The sequence below is a fragment of the Deltaproteobacteria bacterium genome (assembly GCA_016709225.1).
Lineage (GTDB): Bacteria > Myxococcota_A > Polyangia > Nannocystales > Nannocystaceae > Xiheibacterium > Xiheibacterium phototrophicum.
Window position 1 is genome coordinate 658,739 of sequence record JADJEE010000012.1, and the last position, 18,980, is coordinate 677,718.

The 18,980-nt window shown below is 70.3% G+C and carries 15 protein-coding genes; 7 read left to right on the plus strand and 8 right to left on the minus strand.

Annotation, left to right across the window (positions count from 1 at the left end; all coding sequences use genetic code 11):
• The first annotated feature begins 42 nt into the window (after positions 1-42).
• On the plus strand, positions 43-363 hold the full coding sequence (locus IPH07_27735) for a peptidyl-prolyl cis-trans isomerase (GenBank protein MBK6921220.1): 321 nt from the start codon (positions 43-45) through the stop codon (positions 361-363).
• Here the strand turns inward: IPH07_27735 and msrA are convergent, their stop codons facing one another.
• Together msrA and IPH07_27745 are read right to left on the minus strand one after the other, a co-directional pair.
• Positions 364-1,014, minus strand: a complete 651-nt coding sequence (gene msrA / locus IPH07_27740) for a peptide-methionine (S)-S-oxide reductase MsrA (GenBank protein ID MBK6921221.1) — start codon at positions 1,012-1,014, stop codon at positions 364-366.
• A gap of 61 nt (positions 1,015-1,075) precedes the next feature.
• Complete coding sequence (locus tag IPH07_27745; GenBank protein MBK6921222.1) at positions 1,076-1,657, minus strand: TIGR00730 family Rossman fold protein; 582 nt, start codon at positions 1,655-1,657, stop codon at positions 1,076-1,078.
• Between the two features lie 383 nt (positions 1,658-2,040).
• Between IPH07_27745 and IPH07_27750 the strand changes: the two genes are divergently transcribed.
• From IPH07_27750 to IPH07_27760, 3 genes are read left to right on the plus strand one after another with little or no spacing between them, the layout of a single operon-like run.
• Positions 2,041-3,315, plus strand: coding sequence for a hypothetical protein (locus IPH07_27750; protein MBK6921223.1), 1,275 nt, complete (start codon positions 2,041-2,043; stop codon positions 3,313-3,315).
• Positions 3,312-4,838 carry a hypothetical protein gene (locus tag IPH07_27755; GenBank protein ID MBK6921224.1) on the plus strand — a complete coding sequence of 509 codons (1,527 nt, stop codon included), beginning with the start codon at positions 3,312-3,314 and terminating at the stop codon, positions 4,836-4,838. Before IPH07_27750 ends, IPH07_27755 begins: the two co-directional genes overlap by 4 nt.
• An 11-nt stretch (positions 4,839-4,849) precedes the next feature.
• Positions 4,850-5,473, plus strand: a complete 624-nt coding sequence (locus tag IPH07_27760) for a hypothetical protein (GenBank protein MBK6921225.1) — start codon at positions 4,850-4,852, stop codon at positions 5,471-5,473.
• An 18-nt stretch (positions 5,474-5,491) separates the two neighbouring features.
• Here IPH07_27760 and IPH07_27765 read toward each other — a convergent pair whose 3' ends face one another.
• Together IPH07_27765 and IPH07_27770 are read right to left on the minus strand one after the other, a co-directional pair.
• Entirely contained in the window at positions 5,492-6,301 is an 810-nt protein-coding gene (locus tag IPH07_27765) for a hypothetical protein (protein ID MBK6921226.1), read from the minus strand.
• 7 nt (positions 6,302-6,308) lie between these two features.
• Positions 6,309-6,851, minus strand: coding sequence for an AgmX/PglI C-terminal domain-containing protein (locus tag IPH07_27770; protein MBK6921227.1), 543 nt, complete (start codon positions 6,849-6,851; stop codon positions 6,309-6,311).
• 201 nt (positions 6,852-7,052) lie between these two features.
• On the opposite strand from IPH07_27770, the gene IPH07_27775 reads away from it, so the two are divergent.
• Together IPH07_27775 and IPH07_27780 are read left to right on the plus strand one after the other, a co-directional pair.
• Entirely contained in the window at positions 7,053-7,811 is a 759-nt protein-coding gene (locus IPH07_27775; GenBank protein ID MBK6921228.1) for a DUF1641 domain-containing protein, read from the plus strand.
• Entirely contained in the window at positions 7,808-9,004 is a 1,197-nt protein-coding gene (locus IPH07_27780) for an NAD(P)/FAD-dependent oxidoreductase (protein ID MBK6921229.1), read from the plus strand. Before IPH07_27775 ends, IPH07_27780 begins: the two co-directional genes overlap by 4 nt.
• A gap of 8 nt (positions 9,005-9,012) precedes the next feature.
• On the opposite strand, the gene IPH07_27785 is transcribed toward IPH07_27780, so the two are convergent.
• From IPH07_27785 to IPH07_27800, 4 genes are all read right to left on the minus strand, one after another.
• A complete protein-coding gene (locus IPH07_27785) occupies positions 9,013-11,358 on the minus strand; it encodes a helicase (GenBank protein ID MBK6921230.1) in 2,346 nt (781 codons plus the stop codon).
• Between the two features lie 37 nt (positions 11,359-11,395).
• Positions 11,396-11,986, minus strand: a complete 591-nt coding sequence (locus IPH07_27790) for a hypothetical protein (protein ID MBK6921231.1) — start codon at positions 11,984-11,986, stop codon at positions 11,396-11,398.
• A 266-nt stretch (positions 11,987-12,252) separates the two neighbouring features.
• Complete coding sequence (locus IPH07_27795; protein MBK6921232.1) at positions 12,253-12,867, minus strand: TetR/AcrR family transcriptional regulator; 615 nt, start codon at positions 12,865-12,867, stop codon at positions 12,253-12,255.
• Positions 12,868-13,043: 176 nt separating this feature from the next.
• Positions 13,044-14,615, minus strand: coding sequence for a cysteine--tRNA ligase (locus IPH07_27800; GenBank protein ID MBK6921233.1), 1,572 nt, complete (start codon positions 14,613-14,615; stop codon positions 13,044-13,046).
• 64 nt (positions 14,616-14,679) lie between these two features.
• Between IPH07_27800 and IPH07_27805 the strand changes: the two genes are divergently transcribed.
• A complete protein-coding gene (locus tag IPH07_27805) occupies positions 14,680-17,640 on the plus strand; it encodes a serine/threonine protein kinase (protein MBK6921234.1) in 2,961 nt (986 codons plus the stop codon).
• Positions 17,641-18,980 lie beyond the last annotated feature (1,340 nt).

Consider the following 18,980-nt stretch of genomic DNA (forward strand, 5'->3'; position numbering starts at 1 on the left):
AATCGATTCACATCGGACAACGCGGCGGGCAAACTACCGCCGATGTCCGACACGGTCCGTGCCAGCCACATTCTGCTCATGTACAAGGGCTCGATGCGCTCCACCGCCTCGCGCTCGAAGGACGACGCCGCGGCGCAGATTGCCTCGATCCAGCAGCAGCTGCAGGGTGGAGCCGACTTCGGCGAGCTCGCGCGCGCCCACTCCGACTGTCCGTCGAAGGCGCGCGGCGGCGACCTCGGCAGCTTCGGTCGCGGGCAGATGGTCGGCGAGTTCGAGACCGCCGCGTTCGGCCTGCCGGTCGGTGGTACCAGCGGGGTCGTCGAGACGCCGTTCGGCTACCACCTCATCACGCGCACCGGTTGATCAGGTGCGAAGCCCGATCGGGCAGCTGACGCCGGTGCCCCCGAGCCCGCAATAGCCGCCGGGATTCTTGCCGAGGTACTGCTGGTGGTAGTCCTCGGCGTAGTAGAAGGTCGGCGCCTCGCGGATCTCGGTGGTGATGTCGCCGTGACCGGCCGCGCGCAGTCGCTCGCCGTAGGCGCGCGCCGACTGCTCGGCGGCGGTGCGTTGATCGGCGTCGTAGCAGTAGATCGCCGAGCGGTACTGGGTGCCGATGTCGTTGCCCTGCCGCATGCCCTGGGTGGGGTCGTGGTTCTCCCAGAACACCCGCAGCAGCTGGTCGTAGCCGACCGCGGTGGGGTCGAAGACCACGCGCACGATCTCGGTGTGGCCGGTGCCGCCGCTGCAGACCTCTTGATAGGTCGGGTTCGGCGTCACGCCGCCGGCGTAGCCGACCATCGTCGTGACCACGCCCGCGGTCTGCCAGAACTTGCGCTCGGCGCCCCAGAAGCAACCCATGCCGAACATCGCCAGCGCGTGGCCGGCTTCGAAGGGCGGCACCGTGCGGGCACCGCTGACGAAGTGGACCGGCGACACCACCAGCGCCTCGGCGCGGCCGGCGAGGGCCTCGGACGCGGTGGGGATGCGGAGCTTGCGGGGGTCGGCGAGCGGCATGGTGGCGGCCACATTAAGAACGCGGCCCACCGCGGTCAACTCCGCGGCCACCGCCGGCCGATCAGGTCTCGCCGCGGCCGATCCACTTCGTGACGCGCGGGGGCACGTAGGCGGCGACGCGGTCGAGCAGCGCGTGGGCGTCGGTATCGACCAGCAGCATGGCGCGGTGCTCGGCGCGGATGAAGCCCTCACCACGCATGTGATCGAGGAAGCTCGTGAGCGCCGCGTAGTAGCCGGCGACGTCGAGCAGCGCGCAGGGTTTGTCGTGATGCCCGAGCTGCGCCCACGTCCATACCTCGAAGAGTTCTTCGAGCGTGCCCGCACCCCCGGGCAGCGCGATGAAGGCGTCGGCGTGCGCCGCCATCTCGCGCTTGCGCGTGTGCATCGAATCGACCACGCGCAGCTCGGTGAGCCCGCGATGCTCGACCTCCTTCGCGACCAACGCCGTCGGGATGATGCCGATCACGCGGCCGCCCGCTGCGAGTGCAGCGTCGGCGACGGCACCCATCAAGCCGACCGACGACCCGCCGTAGCAGAGCGTCGCGCCGCGCGACGCGATCGCAGTGCCGAGCGCGGTCGCGGCCTCGCGATACTCCGGTCGCGTACCGGGATTCGAACCGCAGAACACCGTGATCGTCGTCATGCGTGTGGGGTCTGGCGCGGACGGTAGCACGCACGTCCCGGGCGATCTTGCAGGTGGGGGCGGCGTGGCCACGCGACCCCAATGCTGCGGGCTCGCGCGCGACGGAACTGTCGATTCGCCCTCGTGACAGCAACCGCGGCGACGGACCCCACAGGCAGTGCACGACCACCCGACTTCGCGCCATCTGCGCTACGTCGTGCTCGCAGTTCTCGAGGGGTTCTGGTGGCGATCGAGCGCTCGAGCTGCGAAGGTGGATGCGATCGGTCGCGCTGGAGGATCGTCCTTCGATCCGCAGAGTCGACCGAACGGGGCGGGGTGACGTGGCAGGCGTAGACAAGCACCAACGAGGAACACACGCGAGCGTGCGAACGCACGCAGGGTCGGTGGCTGCCCGCGCGGCGAGCGGGGGTTCGTCGCGCGGGCTCGCGCTCGCGGGCGCGACGCTGCTGATGGCGATCGGGCTGACCGCGTGCGACGACGAGAGCCCGCGGCGCATGTTCGATGCAACCGCAGCCGGCGACACCGCGGCCGCGTCCACCGGCGGCGCCATGCCGGACGACGACGGCGATGGCAGCACCAGCGAAGGCGAAGAGACCGACGACACGCCCGACGTCGCGACGCCGTTGACCCCCGAGCAGGTGACCTTCTACCTCTCGCGCATCGCACCGACGTTGGTCGGTCGCTCGCTCGACGGTGACGAGGCCGCGCTGATCGAGCTCGGCGGCGAGGCTGCGCTCGCACCGATCATCGATGGCTGGACCGCCGAGCCTGGTTTCGCCGAGGCGGTGCGCTTCATGGTCTCGGACATGCTGCACACCAGCGGCGAGCGCGACGGCGTCGACTTCGATCTGCCCGGCAACCTCGCCGCCGAGATCGCGGCCGAGGATCTCCCGTGGTCGACGCTGCTCACCGCCGACTACTGTGTCGACGGCGCGGGCAAGCACATCGCGTGCGACACCGGAGCCCCGTACGAGTCCGGCGTGCTCGCGACCCGGGCATACCTCATCGCCAACAAGGGCCGCTTCAACCTGACGCGCGCCAAGCGAATGCTCGAGACCTTCGCCTGCCGCATCTACCCGATGGAGCAGGAGATCCAGGTGCCGCTCGAGAAGGCGTCGCTGATCCCGATGTTCCAGGCCGAGAAGGCCGACGAGCAGACCGTCGAAGAGGCCAAGGGCGGCTTCGGCAACGGCGTGGCCTGCTACGGCTGCCACTCGCAGTTCGGTGCCCACGCCCAGCTGTTCGTGCGCTTCGACGACCAGGGTCTGTGGCGCGAGGACGCGACCGGCGTGCAGGACCCCGAGGGCGAGCTCGGGCGCTCGATCTCGGGCCTCTACACCTCGCACTTCGCCGACCCGACCCGCGCGCCCGACGAGACCTCGCAGATGTTCGGCGTCGAGGTGGAGAACCTCCGCGCCGCCACCGACGTGCTCACCGACAGCGCGCTGTTCCAGCAGTGCACCGTGAAGAACCTCGTCGCGCGCAGCTTCAACCTCGCGTCCGGGGTCTCGAACGACATCGACGCCGAGCTCATCGCCGAGATCGCCCAGAGCGTCTCGGCCGACACGCCGCACCCGACCATCCGTCACTACGTGTGGTCCACGTTCACCGATCGCAGGGTCGTCGACGCCGTGCTCGCGACCATGGAGGCCCCATGAAGAAGCCCCGCATCCTCGACATCGCGCCGACCCGTCGGCGCGCGTTCATGAAGCTCTGCGCGGGCGTGCTGGCAGCACCGGCGGTGCCGGCCGCGGTGCGCTTCGCCCTCAACGAGGAGTTGTTCGGCGAGGCCCACGCCTTCACGGCCGAGCAATCGCTGCCGACCTACTTCATCGAGATGAACCTGCGCGACCAGTGGGACTTCGGCCACGTGTTCGTGCCGCCCAGCATCGCGCAGAACGCCGCGAACCTCATGCGCGGTGGCTCGGGCGACGCGCTGTCGCTGTTCTTCACCGCCGACCAGATCACCGCGCACGATCGCAACTTCTACCTGACGCCCGACTCGCAGGTGCTCGTGCCGCACCTCGACAACATCGCGGTCGTCGAGACCAACGCGCTGTGCGAGGGTGCGATCCACGGCCACGAGTCGGCCAACCCGATGCGCTCACCGGGGCGCACCAAGACCCAGGCGGCCGGCAAGCAGCCGATGTGGATGGGCGAGCCCGGCTACGAGGAGCAGGGCAACGACTTCTGGTACTCGTCGACGCCGACCCCCGCGACGCTGCACAACTATTGGCAGAAGCAGCTGACGCCCGATGTCGCCAACGGCATCACGATGAAGTTCATCAGCCGCTTCCACACCATCAGCCACTTCGCCGCCGGGCTGACCAACGCCGAGCTCACGCGCATCCAGAGCGTGCAGATGCTCTTCGACACCTTCCCGACCTCGGTGGAGGACCTCGCGATCGCGACGCCCGAGGAGGCGGCGGTGTTTGCCGCTGCGCTGAAGCGCGCCGACGGTGGCTTCTTCAAGCGGCACGGCTTCGACGCCACCGCGCGCATGCACCACGAGGCGCACCTCGCCGCCGCCGAGGGCAAGTGGTACCACGTGCCCAAGGTCGTCGACCTGCCGTTCACGCCCGACGAGATCGCGTACTGGCAGACCGGCGTGCCCGACCAGGTCGGCGACAACAAGAAGGCCAACATCTGGGAGCAGGCCGGCTGGGCCTTCAAGCTGCTGTCCAACGACGTGACGCGCACCGTCTCGCTCGAGTTCGACTACCTCGACGTGCACGACAGCCGCGAGGAGTCGGTGATGAAGACGATGGCCGCGCAATCGGCACTGCCGCTGGCGCGCTTGATCGAGAGCATCAAGGCGATCCCCGGCATGTGGGAGCGCACGGTGATCGCGGTCTACAGCGCCGACGGCGGCCGCTCGCCGTCGGCCAACTCGTACGGCAACGAGGGCAAGAGCTCGTTCGTGCTCGCCGGCGGTCGCATCAACGGCGGCTACTTCGGCGACGTGCGCGTCGCCAGCAACACCGGCAGCGGCCACACGTGGTCGTACTTCTCGCCCGACGAGAGCGGCGCCCCGGTGGTGCCGGTCAGCGGGCCCGATGGTCGTCTCAGCGGCGCCCGCAGCTGGCGCACGGTCATGCGTGCGCTCGACATCCCCGACGACATCGCCGACAGCTATCCCGACGTCGCCGGCCAACAACCGATGAGCTTCATGCTCGCCTGAGGGGGACCGACATGCGTACGACCACGACCACGACCCTCGGCATCGTAACGGCCCTCTTCGCGCTCGCGATCGGCGGCTGCTATCAAGGCCTCTCCGGCGACGCGCCGGGCCAGGCGGACACCGGGCCGACCCGCGACGACGGGGCGGCCGGCGAGGGCGGCGAATCGGGTGAGGCACCCGGCACGCCCGAAGACCCCGGCATCGAGCAACCATTCGAGCCACCGACCAGCGAGGTCGAGCTGCTGCCGTTCCACGTGCGCATGGCGAACCTCGCGAAGGTGGCCGGCGTGTCGACCGACGACGCGATGTTCCTCGACCTCTACACGCGCCGGTACCAGCTGGGCGATCACGACTACGCCAACGGCGTCGCGCCCGATCTCAAGTGGTCGCCCGAGCGCATGGAGACCTGGCTGAAGGGCATCAAGCCGGTCTGCAACGACCCGCGCTTCCAGGCCCGCTACCCCGATCTCGCGACCGATCCCACGGCGCTGGTGAAGGCCGCCTTCGCACGTGCACCCGACGACGAAGAGCTCGCGGCCTTCGAGCAGGTCAAGTCCGGCCAGCCCGACGGCGCCGGCCAGTACCGCATGGTCTGCCTCGCGGTGCTGACCTCGCTCGAGTTCGTCGCCCGCTGACGCGGGCTGCGGGCAAGCTCATCCGCCGGACGTGTCCTCGACCGGCCGCGCGAACTCGGCGATCGTGGTGTTCACGCCGTACAGCTCGCCGTCGCCGCCGTTCTCGAGGAAGTACTGCATGACGCCGCTCATCCCCACGACGTCGAGCCGGGAGGTCGCGAAGGTGAGGAAGATGCGGAGCTGGCGATCCTCCCAGGCTTCGCTGACCCCAGAGCGCTCTGCGACCCTGAGGGTCCCCGCGAAAGCGGCCGGAGGATCGATCTCGACACCGAGAGTGCCATCGGCTCCTAGGTGCCCCGTCACCCCGTAGGTGCCCTCGCCACGCCAATCCTCCACGAGCGCGCCGTCGGCCGTCTCGATGTGAACCGACACGTCGAAGACGAACTCGGTCGGACAAGCGATGCGAAGCTGGGGCACCCCGCCCTTGCCCACGATGCCCTCACGGAGTCGCACCCGCGGCCCCGCGCTCGCCTGCGCAGTGAAGGTGGTGGTGCCCGAAGCCCCATGCACCTCGAGGAATTCGCTGTCCTCGAGCGGGAGCCAAGTGACCGTACCGCTCGCTGGACGCTCGAGCAGTTCGATCACCTGACGCGGCGTTTCCCAGCTCGACGCGTCACCGAACCTCGCATCCGGCGAAATCTCGCGCAGCTCCTTCGGGCAGCCCTGCTCCGCCGCGCCGCCGAAGCCCCCATCGCTGCACGCCGATGCGACGCTGCAGCAGCAGAAGATCCACCACTGTTTTCCGTGCAGAGATCGCATGATCAGCGTCACAGGTAGAGATGCCGAATCGCGCCGGTCACCGCGACACTCGCGATATGCGTCGAGCAAGACTGTATCACCCGTCGCGAGCCGCCGGCACTGCGAAGTCGCAGGTCACGACCGTCTGCGACATCGCGTGTCCGGTCTCGATGTCGGCGAACGCGATCGTCGTCAGCGCCTCCGCGAGGCAGTAGCTGAAGGTCACGTCGCCGACGCTCGAGGTCTGCATCAGCGCCGCACCTGCGAGGCCACTCGGATCGATGGCGAACTGGATCCTCGCGACGCCGGCGGCGGCAGGGCGCCGCGCGTACAGCTGGGCGTAGCACTCGCGCAAACCATCCCCCTGCGATGCGAGGGTTTCGTCGATGCGCTCGCGATCGCGGCCGTCGCCGGCGAGCTCGACGATCGTGCACGGCGACGTCGCGGCCGGTGCCGCGGCGGCGTCGGCCGCTGCGGCCGGATGCGTCGCCGCTGGCGCTGCGTCCGGGGACAACGTCGACGACACGCGGCGGCACGCGACCAACAGCGTCACGGCGCAGCCGAGCGACGCGAGCCCGGTCGTCCACCGACGGCGGGCACGGCCGCGACGAGCGGCGAGCGTCGGGGGCGAAGCGCGCACGGCCGCATCGTCGCACATCACCTTCGAAACGAAGGCGGTGCGTGCCCGTCGTCGGCACGACGCGGCCTGTAGCGGCCGTGAAACACGTCGCGCTTCAACGCGTTGCAGCGGCGCCGCGTCGCGCGGGCTCGTCGTCGATTCTGCCACGGTGCGCGCGCCTGGCACGCGCGTTGCTGTGGTGCGGCCCAGGCGAGGCCACGCATGGACGCAGCAACCGCATCGATCGCTCCCCATGGCAGCAAGCCGCCGGCAAGCCCGACGTCGCCGATCCTCGAGGCGCTGTCACGCATCGAGGCGCGGCTCGATCGCCTCGAAGACGCGGCGCAGCAGAGCCGCCGTGCGATCGGCGGGACCCTGGCCGGCCTCACCGACACGCTCGACCACGCGGCCGAGACGGCGCGCGCCCGGGGCATCGACCTCGACGAACGCGTGAGGCTGTCGCTCGCCGTGCTCGAGCGTGCGACCCAGCCCGCGACGCTGCAGGCGCTCGAGCGCGTGCTCGCGTGGGCCCCGACGGCGCCAGGCACGCTCGCGATGCTCGTCGACAGTCTCGACGGTGCGATCGGGCGGCTCGCGGCGCGGGGTGTCGAGCCCGATCGCGCGCTCGGCAACCTGATGGCCGCGCTCGAGCTGCTCACCTCCGACGCCGTGCTCGAGCTACTGCGCACCACGATGGAGCGCGCGCCGGCGCTCCACGCCCTCGTCGCCTCGCGCATGCTCGACCCCGACGTCATCGCCGTGCTCGCGCGCAGCGGCGAGGCCCTGCGCACGGCGGCCACCGAGCCCGGCGAGGGCGTCGGTGCGTTCGGCATGCTACGTGCGCTCGGCGACCCCGACATGCGCAGTGCCACCGGCTTCCTGCTTCGCTTCGCCCGAGCTTTCGGGCGCAGCCAAGACCGCCCCACCGCGGCAGCGATCCCCGAGCGCGCCACGGCGGCGCAGAAGGACGAGCGACCATGACGACGCAGGACCATCGGCACTCCATTCTCGTGATCGGCGGCGGCACCGGCGGGCTCTCGGTCGCCGCCCGCCTGTGCGCGCAGCCCAACGCCCCCGCGGTCACGGTGCTCGAGCCGTCCGGCACCCACGACTACCAGCCGCTGTGGACACTGGTCGGCGCGGGCGTGTTCGATCGCAGCGTCACCAGGCGCGCCGAAGCCGACTACATCCCGCGCGGCGCAACGTGGATCCGCGACGCCGCGGTCGACATCGATCCGGTCGCGCACACGGTGACCACCCGCGGCGGGCTCACGCTGCACTACGAGCAGCTGGTGATGGCGCCGGGCATCCAGCTCGACTGGCAGAAGATCGAGGGGCTCGAGGGCCACCTCGGCAAGGACGGCATCTGCAGCAACTACAGCTGGGACTCCGTCGACAGCACGTGGAAATTCCTCGAGCGCTTCGAGGGTGGCAACGCAGTGTTCACCTTCCCGTCGACACCGATCAAGTGCGCCGGCGCCCCGCAGAAGATCATGTACCTCGCCGACGAGCACCTGCGACGGCGGGGCGTGCGGCAGCGCTCGCGCATCATCTATGCATCGGCGGCGGCAGGGATCTTCGGCGTGAAGAAGTACGCCGCTGCGCTGAACGAGGTCGTCGAGCGCAAGGCGATCGAGACCCGCTTCCGGCATGATCTCGTGGCGGTGCGCCCGAGCCAGCGCGAGGCGGTCTTCCGGCACCTCGACACCGGTGACGAGCACGTGATCGCCTACGACCTGCTGCACGTGGTGCCGCCCCAGAGCGCGCCAGACTTCGTCAAGCGCAGCCCGCTGGCGAACGCCGCGGGCTGGGTCGACGTCGACAAGTACACGCTGCAGCACACGCGGTACCCGGACGTGTTCGCGCTCGGCGACGCCAGCAGCCTGCCGACCTCGCGCACCGGCGCGGCGATTCGCAAGCAGGCCCCGGTGCTGGTCGAGAACCTCATGGCATACCGGCAGGGTCGTCCACTCACCGCCAGCTACGACGGCTACGCGTCGTGTCCACTGGTGACCGGCTACGGCAAGCTCATCCTCGCGGAGTTCGACTACGACGGCACGCCGTGCGAGAGCTTCCCGTTCGATCAGGCCCAGGAGCGCTACAGCATGTGGGCGCTCAAGGCCTACGGCCTGCCCGAGCTGTACTGGAACGGCATGCTCCGCGGCCGCGCGTGAGCCCGGCGTTACGACGCACGGGCGTCGTCGCGAACACGGATCAGCTGCTCACCCTGTACGCGCCAGCCGAGCGCGCGCAACACCGCCGGCAGCTCGCGCTTGCGCGTGCCGAGGCGTGCGCCGAGGTCCGCCGGCAGCGGCCCTGCGCTGGGCAACGCGACCAGCTCGTCGTAGACGCGCTGCAGCACGTCGGCGCGAATCGCCCGCGGCCCCCGCACGAGGTAGCCGACGTGGGGGTAGTACGCGATGTCGATGACGTCGTCGCACGCCAGTGACACCGCGTGGGCATCCGGCACCGACGCCCGCACGCGCGGGCCGTGTTGCGCGTGCCACAGGGCGGCGCGCAGTCGCAACAGCGCCGGCCGTGCCATCGACGGCACGTGCACGACCTCGGCGCCCAGCTGCACGCCCGCGGCCGCGAGCCGCTCGCGGTCGTGCCCCCGGAGCCGCTCGAGCTGGGCCCGCAGCGGGCGAGCGTCGAGGGTCCCGAGCCCCTGCTCGAGCTGGTACAGCAGACCGCGCGCGCTCGGGCTCCACGGTACCGTGGCGTCGTCGGTTGCGACCGCCTCGAGCGGGGCGAGCAGCTCGCTGGTCGCGTCCTTCGTCCACGCCTGCAGCCGTCGCAACAGGCGCGCACGCACGCCCGCGCCGACGCCGAGTTCGAGCAAGCGCAGCTCGGGGTGCAGCAGGCCCGCACCGCGCACGAGCTCGGCCAGCACCCGTCCCTCGTGCACGATGTGCCCGGCTGCGTCGAGGCCGAGCTCGTCGTGCGGGGCCTCGATGACCGCATCGAACCACTCGCCGCGCGCGGCGGTGGACGACGACGGCCCCGCAGGTACCTGCAGCGCGCGCAGGCGTGCGAAGGGATGATCCTCGTCGGCGCGGGCCTGCTCCGGCTGGCCCGGCAGCGGGCGACGCGGACGCTCGACCCGCACGTGCCCCTCCTGGTGGCGTGCGACGAAGCGCTCGGCAAGCCGTTGGTGCAGCGCGTCGCTGCAGCGGTCCTCGAGCTCGCGGGTGCGTGCCTGCCAGCCGGCGGCGTCGGCGAGCCAGCGCTCGTGATGCGCCACGTACGTCCACGTGCGAATGAACGAGATGCGATGGGTGAGGACATCGATGTCGCCGTCGACCGAGTCGAGCGTCCGCAGGCGCTGACCGATCCAGTCGGGCTCGATGCGCTCGCTCGCACCGGTGAGCTGCAGGTAGATCGCCGCGAGCAGCTGGACGTGGCTCTCGAGCAGGAGCTTGCGGTAGTCGGGGATGCGGCACACGTCCCACAGCAGCTCGACCGCCTCGGGCGTGCGCGCGCGGGCCCGGATCTCATCGTTGCGAACCAGCTGCAGCAGCGCTTCGAAGTCGTCGGCGCGCTCGACCAGCCGCAGCATGCGCTGCCCCGAGCGGCGGCGGAGGCTCGCAATCAAGGCGTCGATCGACGCGAAGTCGAGGTCGCTGTTGCGCCACACCAGCTGGCGGATCTTGTCGAAGGCGTGGTGTTCGACCGCGGCCACGACCCGCGGCTCGAGCCCCGGCAGCGGTCGCAGCGTGCCGAAGCCACCGTCAGCGGTGTAGCGACCCGCCCGACCCGCGATCTGGCCCAGCTCGGCGAGGTCGAGCGGCCGCACCTCGCTGCCGTCGTACTTGTGCAGCGCCGCGAACACCACGCGATCGATCTCGAGGTTCAGGCCCATGCCGATCGCGTCGGTCGCGACCATGTAGTCGACCTCGCCCGCCTGGTACATCGCGACCTGGGCGTTGCGCGTGCGCGGCGACAGCGAGCCCGTCACCACCGCGGTGCCGCCGTGTCGCTGTCGCAGGCGCTCGGCGAGGTCGTAGACGTCGGCGACCGAGAACGCGACCACCGCAGTGCGCGGTGGCAGTGCGCCGATCGACAGGGTGCCGACATACGACAGCCGGGAGAAGCGCGGGTTGTCCTGGATGCGCGCCGTCGGCAGCAGCTCTTCGACAATCGGACCCATCGCGGCCGCGCCCATGAACCACGTCTCGCGGACCCCGCGGGTGTGCAGCAGACGATCGGTGAAGGTGTGTCCTCGCTGCGGGTGCGTCGCGAGCTGCACCTCGTCGACCGCGACGAAGTCCACATCGCGCATCACCGGCATCGACTCGACGGTGCAGATCCAGTACCGCGGTCGCGCGGGCACGCGCTTCTCTTCACCGGTCACGAGCGCAACCGCCTGCTCGCCGATGCGGGCCGTCACGCGGTCGTAGACCTCGCGCGCCAGCAGGCGCAGCGGCAGCCCCATCATGCCGGTGCGATGCTCGAGCATGCGCTCGACCGCGCGGTGGGTCTTGCCGGTGTTGGTCGGCCCGAGCAGGGCGGTGATGCCGTCGGTCACGTGCGGGCGAGGACGAGCGGGTCGACGTCGAGCGCGGCTAGCGGGCCGCCGACGGCGGGATCGGTGGCGGCACGAAGACGAAACCGGCGGGCAGTCGCACGTCGAGGCCGCCACGGCGGATCTTCGCGGCCATCGATTCCAGCGCCTCGGCCAGCGCTGCATCGATGTGCTCGACGCTGTCGCACGGCTCGTAGCCCAGGCGCTTGACCGCGAGCGTCTCGCGGGCACTGCAGACCTCGATGACCAGCTCGCAGTGCTCGGGCTCGTCGCTGCCGCGCAGCTCGAGCGAGACGCCTCGGCGCCGCACCGTCATCGTGCGCGGAGCGACCGGCGCGCGTGCGGGGATCGGCGCCTTGGCAGACTCGCCAGAGGGCGCGAGCCAGGCGTCGAAGGTCCCCTTGCACAGCTCGCGCAGCACGGCCTTGTGCTGGGCGCGGAGCACCGCTTGGACCTCGCGCTCGTCCATCGCTGCGCGCAGCGGGGTGCGCTCCGTGGCGAGCACCGCCCCGCGCACGAACAGCTGCGTGCACGCGTGGCCTCGGGCGCCACCCGAGACCTCGGACTGGACGTGGAAGACCTGCCCGCGGTAGCGCACGTCGTGGTTGTAGCCGCGCGGAACCGACACCATCTCATGATGCTGCACGCGCGCGTCGGCGCTCGCAATCGCTTTCGCGCCGCCCCCGTGCACGTCGGACGCCGAGGTACCGCGCACCTGCAACGCGGCGGTGGGTGGGGATCCGACGTCGGCCGACCCACGGTGACCTGCCCGCGCGCCCAACGGCGTTGCAAGCTCGCTGCGATCGCGTCGCGAGCGTGGGCACCACTACGTGGAAGCCGCGTCGACGGGCTGCGACCGACCACCCGTGGCCGACCACCCGCGAGCCGCCGCGCGATCTACCGCTGCGGCTCGATGGAGCGCATGAGTCCGGCGACGAACATCTCGCTGAAGCGATCGAGATCGGTCACCGGGAAGATCGGATGCGTCGAGCTCAGGCGGCCGCTCAACAACAGCGACGCGGCGCCATGCAGCGAGGCCCACACCGTCAGCGCAGCCTCCTGCGGGTCGACGTCGTCGCGCAGGCTGCCCTGCCGTGCGCCCTCGACGAAGGTCGCACGCGCGGCGTCGATGGGGCCGCGCGCTCGCGCGACGTCCTCGGGCGTCATCGTGTGCCAGTCGAGCTCGGGCTCGTCGAACAACAGACCGTACAACCACCGGTTCGCACCCGCGAACCGCAGGTACGCCAGCGACATCTCGCGCACCCGCGTCGCGACGTCGTCGTGGTGCATCGCCGCCTGCAGCACCTCCAACAACATGCGGACACCGTGGAACCGCACCTCGCGGAGAATCGACGCCTTGCTGTCGAAGTGCTGGTAGATGCCGGTCGAACTCATGCCGAGGCGACTGGCAATCGCTCGCATGGTCAACCCGTCTTCGCCGGACTCTCCGCCGATCTCGATACTGACGCGGATGATCTCGTCGTGAAGACCCGCCTTGGCCGGCAATCTCACGAAGATCGAGCGTAACACCGTTCCGCGCGGTGTCCCGAGGAAACTGCGAGGGCACCTGCGGCCTGCTCGCAGGTGGCGACCGTACGACCGTTCGGACACCGACTCGCTCGTCACGCACGCGCTCGCGAGCTGCGGTGTCCCCCGATGTCACAGACTGACGCGACGCGCCTCCATGGTCATTCGCCCGGCGTCAGCTCCCACCGGGCACCGTTGGGCGTGTCTTCCACGGCGATTCCTGCGCGCTTCAGCAGGTCACGGATGAGATCGGCGCGCGCGAAGTCCTTGCTGCGGCGCGCTCCTGCGCGGAGCTCCAGCATGCGATCGATCGCCGCGCGGAAACCAGCGACCTGCTCGTCACCCGCCCTGCGCCCGTCGGGCATGCACTCCGCCGCCAGCTCGGGGTAGAGCTCGTCGTCGACGGCCTCGATCCCGAGCACGTACAGGTGCCGCGCGAGGCACCGGTAGGCGGCCATCAGGCTGGGCAGGTCCTCGGTGGTTTCGAGGCCACCGGCGAACAACGCCGAGACGTAGTCGAACATCGCGGCCGTGGCCTGCGGGCAGCCCATGTCGGCGTCCATGGCTGCGACGAAGCGATCCATGAAGCTGCGCGAAGCCGCACCGAAGTGGCCGTACTCGAAGGTCTCGCGCTCCCGCGGGACGCCGTGCTCGGCCCCGCGCAAGCTGGCGTAGCGCCCAGCCACCGGCACGCGCCGCGCGTCCGCATCCACCGCGCGCAGACGCTGCGCCATGAACTGCAGCGCGCGGGTGATCTTCTTGAAGCCCTCGGCGCTCGCGAGCACGAGGTCGGGGGTGAACGCGAGCTTGGTGCGATAGTGCGTGCTCGCGAAGAACCACCGGATCTCGTCGTAGCCGTGGCCCTCGAGCAGCTGCGGGATGCCGACCACGTTGCCGAGCGACTTCGACATCTTCACGCCGCGCAGATCGAGGTGCTCTGGGTGCATCCAGTAGCTGACCCACGGGTGCCCGCACAGCGGCTCGGACTGTGCGACCTCGTTCTCGTGGTGCGGGAAGAGGTTGTCGACCGCGCCACCGTGCACATCGAAGTGCGCGCCCAGCATCGCAGTGCTCATCGCCGAGCACTCGATGTGCCAACCCGGTCGGCCCTGCGGCCACGCGGCATGCCCGGTCTCCCAGCGCGGCTGTTCGGCGGTGCTGGGCTTCCACAGCGTGAAGTCGGCGGGGTGACGCTTGCGCTCGAAGTCCTCGCCCACGCGGCCGCTGGCGCCGACCTGTTGTCCATCGATGGTGTTGCCCGACAGCTCGCCGTAGCGCGGGAAGCTCTGCACGTCGTAGAAGACCTCGCCGTCGACGACGTACGCGTGGCCGCGCTCGATGAGCCGCGCGATCATCTCGATCTGTGCGTCGACGAAGTCGGTTGCGCGGGTGTACGCGGCATAGTCCTTGATGCGCAGCGAGCGACAGTCGCGGCGGAAGGTCGCGATCACGGACTCGGCGACGTCGAGCCATCCACCCGGCGTGCCGTCGGCGCCGGCGCGCGCCATGATGCGATCGTCGATGTCGGTGTAGTTGATGACACTGAGCACGTGGTAGCCGCGGTACTCGAGGTAGCGGCGGAAGACGTCCCAGAAGCAATAGGTCCGCGCATGGCCGATGTGCATCGCGGAATACACCGTCAGTCCGCACGTATAGATGCGCACCACGTGGGGGTCCGCGGGCACGAACGGTTCGAGACGACGGGTGCGAGTGTTGAAGACTTGCAGGGCCACGGATCTTGCTCCCCCACGAACGTCGGCGCGGGCGACTGGCCCCCCTGATACACTGTTTTTCGGCATGGCGTCGACCCCTCGCCTCGCGATCGGGACCGTCTTCGCAGACGACTACCGGATCATCGGGCCCCTGGCGGAGGGCGGCATGGGCTCGGTCTATCGCGCCGAACAGCTGAGCACGCGCAAGCCCCGGGCGATCAAGGTCGTGCACGGGCGCCTGCTCGACGACGAACGCAGTCGCGCACGCTTCGTCCGTGAGGCGACGGTTGCCGCCTCGATCGCCAGCGAGCACGTGGTCGAGGTCATCGCCGCCGGCATCGATCGCACCACCGAGCTGCCGTACCTGGTGATGGAGCTGCTCGATGGCGGAGACCTCGCCGCGGTGGTGAAGCACCGCGGACACCTGTCGGTCGACGAAGTCGGCGCGCTGCTGCGGCAGCTGTGCCACGGGCTGGCGGCCGCCCACGCGGCCAAGGTCATCCACCGCGACCTCAAGCCCGAGAACATCTTCGTCGCGTACCCACTGCACGCCGGCACCGCGTTCACCGTGAAGATCCTCGACTTCGGCATCGCCAAGGTCGCGCAGGAGTCGAAGTCGGTCGCGACCCTCACCGGCACCGTGGGCTCGCCGTTGTGGATGGCGCCCGAGCAGATCAACAACGAGGCACTCGGCTCACAGACCGACATCTGGGCGCTGGGCCTGCTGGCGTTCTGGGCCCTCACCGGCCAGTCGTACTGGCGCACCGCCCGGGCCGAGCGCCTCACCGTGCAGGCGCTGTTCGCCGAGCAGTTGTTCCGCCCCATCGAGCCGGCGTCCGTACGGGCCCGCGAGTTCGGCATGGGCGCCGCCATCCCGCCCGCGTTCGACGATTGGTTCGCACACTGCGTCACGCGGTCTCCGAGCGATCGCTTCGAGGAGGCCGGCGCGGCGTGGGCGGCGTTCGAGCAGGCCATCGACGCCGGGCTCCGCACCGAGCGGTCGTTGCTGCCGCCCAAGGGCGAGCGCTGGGAGTCGACCTCGCAACACCTCAAGCTGGTCGAGTCGACGCTCACCGATGCGTCGCCCTCGGCGTCGGTTGGCATCGCGACCGGCTTCGGCACGACCTTCGGCGGCGCAGCGACGATCTCGAGCACCAGCGGCGTCGAGTCGGTGCCCTCCGAGGAGACGCCGATCGTGCGCGAGGCCGCAGGCGCACCGCCGGTCGCCTCGCCCGCGCCGGCGCGATCGCGACGTTGGCCATGGCTCGTTGCGCCGCTGGTCGTGCTCGCGGCGGGTGCTGCGACGTGGTGGCTGTGGCTAGACCCGACGCCGGAGCAGGAGCTCGCGAATGTCGTGCTGCCCGAGGAACCACCCACCGCGACCAGCGGCCCCGCCGAGCCTCGGCCCGACGAGCTCCACGGCGCGGAGGGTTCGACCCCGCAGCCACCGCGCGATCCCACCGGCGAAGACGAGCGCATCCCCGACCTGCACGCGCTGCCGCCCCCGGCCCAGGACGAGCCCACGCTGCTCTTGCCGGTGCGACCGCTGCCGACGCAGCCGAGCTTCAGCGCGCAGGCGCTGGCGTTCGCGGGCTGGAGCGCCGACGGAGCTCGCTTCGTGATCGACGCGCAGTACGGCGATCGCCCCGACGCGCCGATCAACCGCCTGCGTCTGCTGCAGGTGCACGACGCGCTGTCGGGCGCGATGCTCGAGTCGTATCTGATCGAGCGCGAGGCCGACGCCAGCATCGCGTCCCGCGATCGCATCGCGCGACAGGCCGCCGAGGCCGAGCCCTACGACGAGTGGGAGCTGGCGCGTCGCCGCTTGCGACTGACCATGCTCGAGCCCCGCGGGCGCCCGCCGGTGGGCGAGGCCCGCATCGAGGCGGCGATCGAGGTGCGCACCGCGGGCAGCGAGTTCGAGATCACGCCGACCGACACCGGCGCGAGCTTCTCGTGGACGATGAACGCGGCGCCCCCCGACGACGCCCCGATGCCGCAGCTGGTCCTGCAGCTGATCGACGCCGAGGGGCGCTGGCACGCGCTCGAGGTCTCGCTGGGGATGTCGCCTCAGGCGTTGTGGGCGGCACGGGAGCCCGATGCGTCACCGAGCTACCGCGGCACGATCACCTACCAGTGGTCGCCCGACGGGCGCCGCGTCGTGCTGCGCACGAGCGCGGCGGCCGAGCGCGTGGTCGCGCCGACGAGCACGGTGGAGGCGCGGTGGTTCGTGCGTGCCGTGGGGCCGCAGCTGTATCTCGTCGACGGTGGCGCGGGTCAACGACGGCTACGCCGCGCCGCGTGGGCGCTCGAGCAGGCCGGCATGCCGGTCGCGGCGGTCGACCTCGACCACGCCCAGGTCGCGAGCTCGCGGATCTACGTGAGGGTGCGCGATCCGAGGGCCGCGACGCTGGCCGAACGGATCGCCCGGGGCCTGGCGCACGACGTACCGAGCGCGATCCTCCCCCGGGGGCGGCTGGGACGCGAAGGTCGTGCTCGGCACCGACTACGCCGAGCTACAGCCGGCGACGCCCTGAAGCCCCGGATTCGCGGCGTGGACGGCCGACCGACGGTGGCAGCGCAACCCGCTTCCCCCCCGACCGTCTCTTCTGCCAAGTTTAGGCCCCCATGTCCCCCCGCTCGACCTCGCCCTCCGCCCGCGCCGCCCTCGTCTTGTTCGCCAGCATGCTGGTGCCCACCGCCTGCGACGACAAGAAGGGCGACGAGAAGGCCGACGCCGACAAGGCGAAGGCCGACGAAGAGGCCAAGAAGAAGGCCGACGAAGAGGCCGCCAAGAAGGCCACCGCGGACGAAGAAGCCAAGAAGAAGGCCGCCGCAGACGAAGAAGCCAAGAAGAAGGCCGCCGCAGACGAAGAAGCCAAGCAGAAGGCCGCCGCAGACGAAGAGGCCAAGAAGAAAGCCGAAGAAGAGGCGAAGAAGCCGGTCCTGCTGTCGGAAATCCAGATCAAGGGTGCCGGCGGGATGTTCTCGGGCAGCTCGGGCGCGCTGCAGATCAACGCCAAGATCAAGTTCAACGAGCAGCTGAACTCCGGCACGTTCGTGCACGTGAAGTCGGTGTGCAAGAAGGACGCGCGGCTGGTCGCCGACGTCGCGTGGGTCAACCTCACGACCTACGACAAGCAGATGCATCAGTACACCGCCGGCGAGACCGCCGAGGTGATGGGCCAGGTCTATACGCAAGGGGCCGACGCCGCGATGTCGCCGTGCCAGATGGAATTCCGGCTCGGCTCGGGCAGCGGCGGCGTGTCGGTGCCGCTCAAGACCGCATGCTTCGACGGCAGTGCGACCAAGGAAGGCCCATGCGAGCCGCCGATCGCCGCCGCCGCGATGTCGGGTGCGAGCCAGCCCATCGAGGTCGCCGACGTCACCGCCAAGGCCACGACGGGCTACGGCAGCAGTCAGGGCCTACAGCTGTCCGAGGTGCTGCAGATCAACACGCCGGTCGATGACAGCGCACGCATCACGACCAAGGCGACCTGCACCGTCGGCACGCAGAAGTTCGTCGACGTCCAGTTCGCGCCGATGTTCGCCGGTCCGTTCAAGTACGAATCGGGCGAGTCGGTGCTGCGCACGAGCACGCACTTCTGGTCGCAGGGCTTCGCGTTCACCGATCCGCTCAGCCTGTGCGACGTGACGTTCGCGCTGTGGAAGCAGAAGACCGGCAGCTGGGGCGAGTACGAGGAGACCCGGCTCAAGCAGGTGTGCTGGCGCGACGCCAAGATCAACGAGGGCGCCTGCGATCCCGCCGCCCCCGCGGCCGCAACCCCGACCCTGCTCGCGGCCGGCTCGGTCACCGTCGACGGCGTCAAGCTCGAGCTCGCCGCACCCTACGGCGGCGCGGCCAACACCTTCAACGCGAAGATCCAGGCCGACGTCACGATCAAGACCCCGGTCGACCAGCAGTCGGGCATCGACGCCCACGTCACCTGCAAGGTCGGCAGCGCCGAGCGGGTCGAGAAGACCTGGGTGATGGGCGTCGATCTCTATTACCTCGCGCCCGGCGAGACCACCCGCATCACCGGCCAGGCCTTCACCAGCGAGCCGCTGGCGGCGGCCCCGAAGAGCTGCGAGGTGGTGTTCACCGGCGGCAAGCGCTTCGCCGGCCCCGGCGAGACCCAGGCCGAGCTCGGCCGCTGGTGCCTCAAGAAGGACAAGCTCAAGGCCGGCAAGTGCTGAGTCGCGGCTAGTACCTCGACACAGCGATTGTGACGGGCCATAACACCGCCCTGACCGCGCCTCGCTGCGTTGCCGCACCTTGAAATACGCCCGGTATTCCGGCGGCACGGCGCCTTGCGGAGTCGCGGCCATGACGGCGTTCTGACCCATCACAATCGCTGTGTCGAGGTACTAGAACCCGACGCGAGC

Bases quoted from the DNA above. Each gene is read 5' to 3' on its own strand.
- IPH07_27775 (MBK6921228.1), top strand. From the start codon at position 7,053: ATGGACGCAGCAACCGCATCGATCGCTCCCCATGGCAGCAAGCCGCCG.
- IPH07_27805 (MBK6921234.1), top strand. From the start codon at position 14,680: ATGGCGTCGACCCCTCGCCTCGCGATCGGGACCGTCTTCGCAGACGAC.
- IPH07_27780 (MBK6921229.1), top strand. From the start codon at position 7,808: ATGACGACGCAGGACCATCGGCACTCCATTCTCGTGATCGGCGGCGGC.
- IPH07_27735 (MBK6921220.1), top strand. From the start codon at position 43: ATGTCCGACACGGTCCGTGCCAGCCACATTCTGCTCATGTACAAGGGC.
- IPH07_27755 (MBK6921224.1), top strand. From the start codon at position 3,312: ATGAAGAAGCCCCGCATCCTCGACATCGCGCCGACCCGTCGGCGCGCG.
- IPH07_27760 (MBK6921225.1), top strand. From the start codon at position 4,850: ATGCGTACGACCACGACCACGACCCTCGGCATCGTAACGGCCCTCTTC.
- IPH07_27790 (MBK6921231.1), bottom strand. From the start codon at position 11,986: ATGGTGTCGGTTCCGCGCGGCTACAACCACGACGTGCGCTACCGCGGG.
- IPH07_27745 (MBK6921222.1), bottom strand. From the start codon at position 1,657: ATGACGACGATCACGGTGTTCTGCGGTTCGAATCCCGGTACGCGACCG.
- msrA (MBK6921221.1), bottom strand. From the start codon at position 1,014: ATGCCGCTCGCCGACCCCCGCAAGCTCCGCATCCCCACCGCGTCCGAG.